Here is a 6,586-nt window from a genome sequence, read left to right on the forward strand (position 1 = left end):
ATACCCCGACACTTGCGTCGAAATATAAATGATTTTTTCTTAATAAATGTCTCTAGGTTGTTTGCTTAAATAATGTTTAACATCTTCTCTGTTGCTTTAATTGCCGAAACGGTTTGGTCAGAATCTAAACCACGAGTTATAAATTCTTTCCCTTCTTTTTCCCATGTTATATTCGTCTCGCAAAGGGCATCTGAATGGCTTCCAGGAGGTATACGGACAGCATAATCTATTAGCTTAGGGAAAATTAATTTTTTACTTTTATATACCTTCTTTAAGGCATTTATAAAAGCATCAAATTGGCCATCTCCTTGAGCGTTTTCTTCATGTAATTCACCATCTATTTCTACTGCTATAGTGGTAGAAGGTTTAAGGCCTTTAGAATGTGTTAATACGTAAGATTTAACAATAACATTGTTTAAATATTCCTCACTATCTAATACATCTGAGATTATATATGGTAAATCTTCTTTAGAAACACGTTCTTTTTTATCTCCTAATTCTATAATACGTTGGGTTACTTTTTTTAAATCCTCATCATTTAGGGTTAGTCCTAAATCTTGTAAATTTTTCTGAATATTAGCTTTTCCAGAAGTTTTTCCAAGTGCATATTTACGTTTTTGGCCAAACCTTTCTGGAAGTAAATCATTAAAGTATAAGTTGTTTTTGTTGTCTCCATCTGCGTGAATGCCAGCAGTTTGTGTAAATACATTGTCTCCAACAATGGGTTTATTTGCAGGTATTCTAAAGCCAGTAAAAGCAGAAACTAATTTACTTACTTTGTGTAATGCAGTTTCGTTCGCATTAATCGTTATTTCAGGTAAAAAATCATTTATAACAGCTATGGCACTAGCCATTGGAGCATTACCAGCACGTTCTCCCATGCCATTTACGGTAAGGTGTAGTCCATGGCAACCTGCTTTTACTGCTTCCATTACATTGGCAACTCCTAAATCGTAATCGTTATGACCATGAAAATCAAAATGTAAATTAGGGTAGCGTTGTGTTATTTCAGAAATAAAAGAGAAAGTTTCGGTATGTGTTAATATGCCTAAAGTGTCTGGTAGTAGAATTCGTTTAACAGGTTGTGTTGCTAAGAAGTCTAAATATTGAAATACGTAATCTTTAGAATTACGCATGCCATTACTCCAGTCTTCTAAATAGATATTATTGGTTATGCCTTTTTCTTTAGCTTCTTTGAAAACCGCAGCAATATCGGAAAAGTGTTCTTCCGGAGTTTTCTTTAATTGGTATTTTAGGTGGTTAAGAGAGCCTTTGGTTAAAAGATTTTGCACTTTGGCGCCAGCTTTTTCCATCCATTGTAAAGACAATCCTTTGTCTGTAAAGGTTAGTACCTCAACACGATTTAAATTACCGCTTTCAGCAGCCCATTCTGTAATTTTCTGTACAGCTAACAGTTCGCCATCCGATACTCTTGCAGATGCCACTTCAATGCGATCCACATTTAGTTCCTCTAGCAATAACTGAGCTAGTGTAAGTTTTTCGGAAGATGAAAAGGATACCCCTGAGGTTTGTTCGCCATCCCTTAGGGTGGTATCCATTATTTCAATTTTTCTTTTTTTCATGGTACGTAAAAGCAATACATGCTGAAAAGCGTGAATATTCTATAAAGGCAACTCTTTTGCAAACTCGCTAATATCGGTCTTAATATTGTTTAGATAATCAATATCATCATAACCGTTAAGCATGTTTTGCTTTTTGTATCCGTTAATATCAAAAGACTCTTTTTCTCCTGTTTTCACTAAAGTAACCGTTTGCTCTGGTAAATTTACTGAGATTTCTGTTTTTGGGTCTTCTTTTATTGCGTCAAATATTTTTGCTGCAAATTCTGTACTCACCTGTACAGGTAAAACACCAATATTTAGGCAGTTTCCTTTAAAAATATCAGCAAAAAAGCTAGAGATTACACATCTAAATCCGTAATCGTAAACTGCCCAAGCAGCGTGTTCTCTAGAAGAACCAGAACCAAAGTTTTTTCCTCCTACCAAAATCTTACCAGAATAGGTTGGGTTATTAAGAACAAAGTCAGATTTTGGAGTATCATCGCCATTATAGCGCCAATCTCTAAAAAGGTTATCTCCAAAATTTTTACGTTCTGTAGCTTTTAAGAAACGAGCTGGTATTATTTGGTCTGTATCTACATTCTCAATTGGAAGAGGTACAGCCGTACTATTTAATATTTCAAATTTTTCGTATGCCATTGTTTATTGCATTTGGCCATTAGCTTTTGGCTTTTGGCGAATTTTAATTATTTTTTAGCTAGTAGCAAACGGCTATAAGCTAATAGGTATTTTAAGCTGTCATCAATTCTCTTGGGTCTGTTACTTTTCCTGTTACGGCAGCAGCAGCAGCAACTAAAGGAGAAGCAAGTAAGGTTCTAGAACCTGGACCTTGACGCCCTTCAAAGTTTCTGTTAGATGTACTTACTGCTAATTTCCCAGCAGGTACTTTATCATCATTCATAGCTAAACAAGCAGAACATCCTGGTTCTCTAAGTTCAAAACCAGCTTCTGTTAATATAGCTAAAAGACCTTCTTCTTTTATAGCAGCTTCTACCTTGTGAGAACCTGGTACTAACCATGCTGTTACATTATCTGCTTTTTTTCTTCCTTTTACAATAGAGGTAAAGGCTCTAAAATCTTCAATACGACCGTTAGTACAGCTACCGATAAATACAAAATCGATAGGCTTGCCAATCATATTATCTCCTTCATTGAAAGCCATATAACCTAAAGATTTTTTATACGTAGCAACGCCACCATCTAAATCTTCTGCATTAGGAATACTTTTAGAAATTCCCATTCCCATTCCAGGATTGGTTCCATAAGTAATCATTGGTTCAATATCTGCAGCATTGAATGTAAGTTCTTTATCAAAAATAGCTCCTTCATCCGTTTTAAGAGTCTCCCAGTATGCCATTGCTTTATCCCAAGCGGCTCCTTTTGGAGTAAATTCTCTTCCTTTTACGTATTCAAAAGTTTTTTCATCTGGAGCAATCATTCCACCACGGGCACCCATTTCTATACTTAGGTTACACACAGTCATACGACCTTCCATAGTCATGTTCTCAAAAACATCCCCTGCATATTCTACAAAATATCCTGTTGCACCAGAAGTTGTTAATTTCGATATAATATACAAAGCAGCATCTTTAGGAGTAACACCAAAGTTTAACTCTCCTTCAATGTTAATACGCATTTTCTTTGGCTTAGGCTGCATAATACACTGTGTAGATAATACCATTTCTACTTCAGAAGTACCAATACCAAAAGCTATAGCTCCAAAAGCACCATGTGTAGAGGTGTGTGAATCTCCACATACAATAGTTGCTCCAGGTTGTGTAATGCCATATTCAGGGCCTACAACGTGTACAATACCGTTTTTTTCATGCCCAAGTCCCCAGTGCAAAATACCATGCTCTTTTGCATTTTCTTCTAATGCTTTAAGTTGGTTTGCAGAAAGTGGATCGGCAACTGGTAAGTGCTGATTTATTGTTGGTGTGTTGTGATCTGCCGTTGCAAAGGTTTTATTTGGGAATAAAACTCCTGATTTTCTGTTTTTAATACCTAAAAAGGCAACAGGGCTAGTAACCTCATGTACCAGATGACGGTCTATAAACAATACATCTGGACCATCTTCTACATGTTTTACTACATGTGAGTCCCACACTTTATCAAATAACGTCTTTTTTGTACTCATAATTTATTTGTATTCTAAGCTAACAAATCTATTAAAACTAGTTGTTTTAGGAAATTATTGTCAACAAAAATTACGATGTTCAAGACTGTTTTTTGTTATATTTTGATGTAAAAAATAGAAAAAGCTATGGATTAGGAATTAGGTTTAGGAATATAGAGTAAGTTATTAACTAATATAATTCCAGATGTTTTTGTGTTTAACAATTTGAGCATAAAAATGCCTAATAATTAAATTATCTACTTTTTCTAAAGAAGGATCGTCTTTTAATAATTCTATGGCATAATACCTTGCTGTTTTTAAAATATCATTGTCCTTAACAATATCTGCTATTTTAAGATTTAGAATACCACTTTGTTGTGTGCCCATTATATCGCCAGGACCTCTTAGTTTTAAATCCACTTCAGCAATTTGGAAACCATCATTGGTGGCAACCATAGTTTCTAAGCGAGTTTTTCCTTCTGCAGATAATTTATGTCCGCTCATGAGAATACAATAACTCTGTTCGGCGCCACGCCCAACACGCCCGCGTAATTGATGCAATTGAGATAAGCCAAAACGCTCTGAACTTTCAATAATCATTACGGAGGCATTCGGAACGTTAACGCCTACTTCAATTACTGTAGTAGCTACCATTATTTGCGTTTCTCCTTTTACAAAACGTGCCATTTCATAATCTTTATCGGCGGGTTTCATTTGCCCGTGGACAATAGATATTTGATATTTGGGTGCTGGAAAGTCTCTTGCGATACTCTCATAACCATCCATTAAATCTTTATAATCTAATACTTCGGATTCTTGAATTAGTGGGTAAACAACATATACTTGCCTTCCTAAATTAATTTCATCCTTAATAAAACGAAATACTTTTAGCCTATTAGCATCATACCTATGTACTGTCTTTATTGGTTTTCTTCCGGGAGGTAATTCATCAATTACAGATATATCTAAATCGCCATACAAACTCATAGCCAAGGTTCTTGGGATAGGTGTAGCTGTCATTACGAGAATATGGGGCGGAATATCATTTTTATGCCATAATTTAGAGCGTTGCGCTACTCCAAATCTGTGCTGCTCATCTATAATAGCCAAGCCTAAATTCTTATATTTTACTTTATCTTCTAATAGAGCATGAGTGCCAATTAGTATATGGAGTTCACCACTTTCTAGTTGTTCGTGAATTATAGTTCTTCGGGCTTTTTTTACAGAACCAGTTAAGATTGCAATTTTAATTCCTAATGGTTCTAAAAGCTCTTGTATGCCATTGTAATGTTGGTTTGCTAAAATCTCTGTAGGAGCCATTAAACAAGCTTGAAAATCATTGTCAATAGCCAGCAACATTACCATAACGGCTACAATAGTTTTTCCAGAACCAACATCTCCTTGTAAAAGGCGATTCATTTGGGCGTGGCTGCCAACATCGCTACGTATTTCTTTAATTACTCTTTTTTGAGCATTGGTAAGATTAAATGGCAAGTGGTTGTTGTAAAAGGCATTAAAAAGTGTTCCTACTTGGTCAAAACAATAGCCTTTAATTTTTTGTTTTCGCAGCATCTTCTTAGCTAAAAGCTGCATTTGTATATAGAATAACTCTTCGAACTTTAGTCTAAATTGTGCTTTAGCTAATAATTCTTGATTCTTGGGAAAATGAATATTGAATAGCGCATCTGGTTTCGAAATTAATTGTAATGAATGTATGAGGCTCGGCGATAAACTTTCTGAAAATTGCCCTTTACATTCTAAAAACAACTGTTGTATTAATTTGTTGATTACTCGGTTGGAGATTCCAGAGTTACTCAGTCTTTCTGTTGAAGGATAGACCGGCTGCATAGCAATTTTTGTTCCTTTTTCATGCTCAGAAAGTAATTCCATTTCTGGGTGCGGCATAGAGAATTTGCCTGCATACCAGTTACATTTTCCAAAAATGACATAGGGAACATTAATTTTAATGTTTTCTTTTATCCATTTTTGCCCTCTGAACCATACTAATTCTATTTCTCCAGTGTCATCTTTAAAAGTAGCGACCAATCTTTTTCCCTTTTTTTGGTCTACAGTTTTAAGATGAATAATTTTACCTAGTACTTGTACATCGGCACTGCTACGTTGTAATTGGCTTATTTTATAGTATTTGGTTTTGTCTATATATCTGTTAGGGAACAGGTTAAGTAAGTCTTGAAAGGTAGAAATGCCTAATTCCGACTGTAAAGAATTAGCCCTATTTGGGCCAACACCTTTTAAATAAGCTATCGGAGTTTGTAAAAAATTAGCATTCATGCGTCTAAATTAGGGCATACCAAATAACAATGCAACAAAGTAAAATGCTAAATTTGGAATACATTAATAATAATCCCCTATCCATGAAATTATTTTTTTATATGTTTTTGATTCTTACTACGGTAAGTTTGTTTGGTCAGAGACAGGAAAAAGTAGACTTTATAAGAGCTGAAGCTCTTATAACACCACAACCTAAAGATAAAATTATAAATGGTGTTGTTACCTATGAATTTAAAGCATTAGAAAATAGTAGCTATATTTTTTTAGATGCCATACAAATGGAATTTTCATCGGTATTACTCAATCATAAGAAGATAGATTTTTTAAATACAGGTTCTAAATTATCGGTTAAACATAGTTTTAAAAAAGGAAAAACATATTTTATTACTTTAAAATATAAGGTTAAGCCAAAACAGGCAGTCTATTTTATTGGTTGGGAGGATGACAAAAGCAAAAACCAGATTTGGACACAAGGCCAAGGGAAATATACCAGTCACTGGTTACCTAGTTTGGATGATATGACAGAAAAAATAGAGTTTGATTTAAACCTTTTGTTTGATAAAGACTATACCGTTATAGCAAATGGAAAATTGGATAA

4 protein-coding genes and 1 pseudogene are annotated in these 6,586 nt (G+C 34.6%); 1 reads left to right on the forward strand and 4 read right to left on the reverse strand.

What is annotated here, in order from left to right:
• Positions 1-65 precede the first annotated feature (65 nt).
• The 4 genes from QZZ51_RS08800 to recG form a co-directional block, all read right to left on the reverse strand.
• Positions 66-1,583, reverse strand: a complete 1,518-nt coding sequence (locus QZZ51_RS08800; protein ID WP_291868765.1) for an alpha-isopropylmalate synthase regulatory domain-containing protein — start codon at positions 1,581-1,583, stop codon at positions 66-68.
• A 39-nt stretch (positions 1,584-1,622) separates the two neighbouring features.
• Positions 1,623-2,219 carry a 3-isopropylmalate dehydratase small subunit gene (leuD, locus tag QZZ51_RS08805; protein ID WP_291868768.1) on the reverse strand — a complete coding sequence of 199 codons (597 nt, stop codon included), beginning with the start codon at positions 2,217-2,219 and terminating at the stop codon, positions 1,623-1,625.
• 91 nt (positions 2,220-2,310) lie between these two features.
• The gene (gene leuC / locus QZZ51_RS08810) at positions 2,311-3,717 is read right to left on the reverse strand and encodes a 3-isopropylmalate dehydratase large subunit (protein WP_291868771.1); all 1,407 of its coding nucleotides are present in this window, start codon (positions 3,715-3,717) and stop codon (positions 2,311-2,313) included.
• A gap of 165 nt (positions 3,718-3,882) precedes the next feature.
• Complete coding sequence (recG, locus tag QZZ51_RS08815) at positions 3,883-5,988, reverse strand: ATP-dependent DNA helicase RecG (RefSeq protein WP_291868773.1); 2,106 nt, start codon at positions 5,986-5,988, stop codon at positions 3,883-3,885.
• Between the two features lie 83 nt (positions 5,989-6,071).
• On the opposite strand from recG, the pseudogene QZZ51_RS08820 reads away from it, so the two are divergent.
• A pseudogene (locus QZZ51_RS08820) lies at positions 6,072-6,586 on the forward strand (M1 family peptidase); the annotation flags it as partial.

Origin of the sequence: Maribacter sp. (genome assembly GCF_016744255.1) — a bacterium.
In the GTDB taxonomy this organism is placed as follows: domain Bacteria; phylum Bacteroidota; class Bacteroidia; order Flavobacteriales; family Flavobacteriaceae; genus Maribacter_B.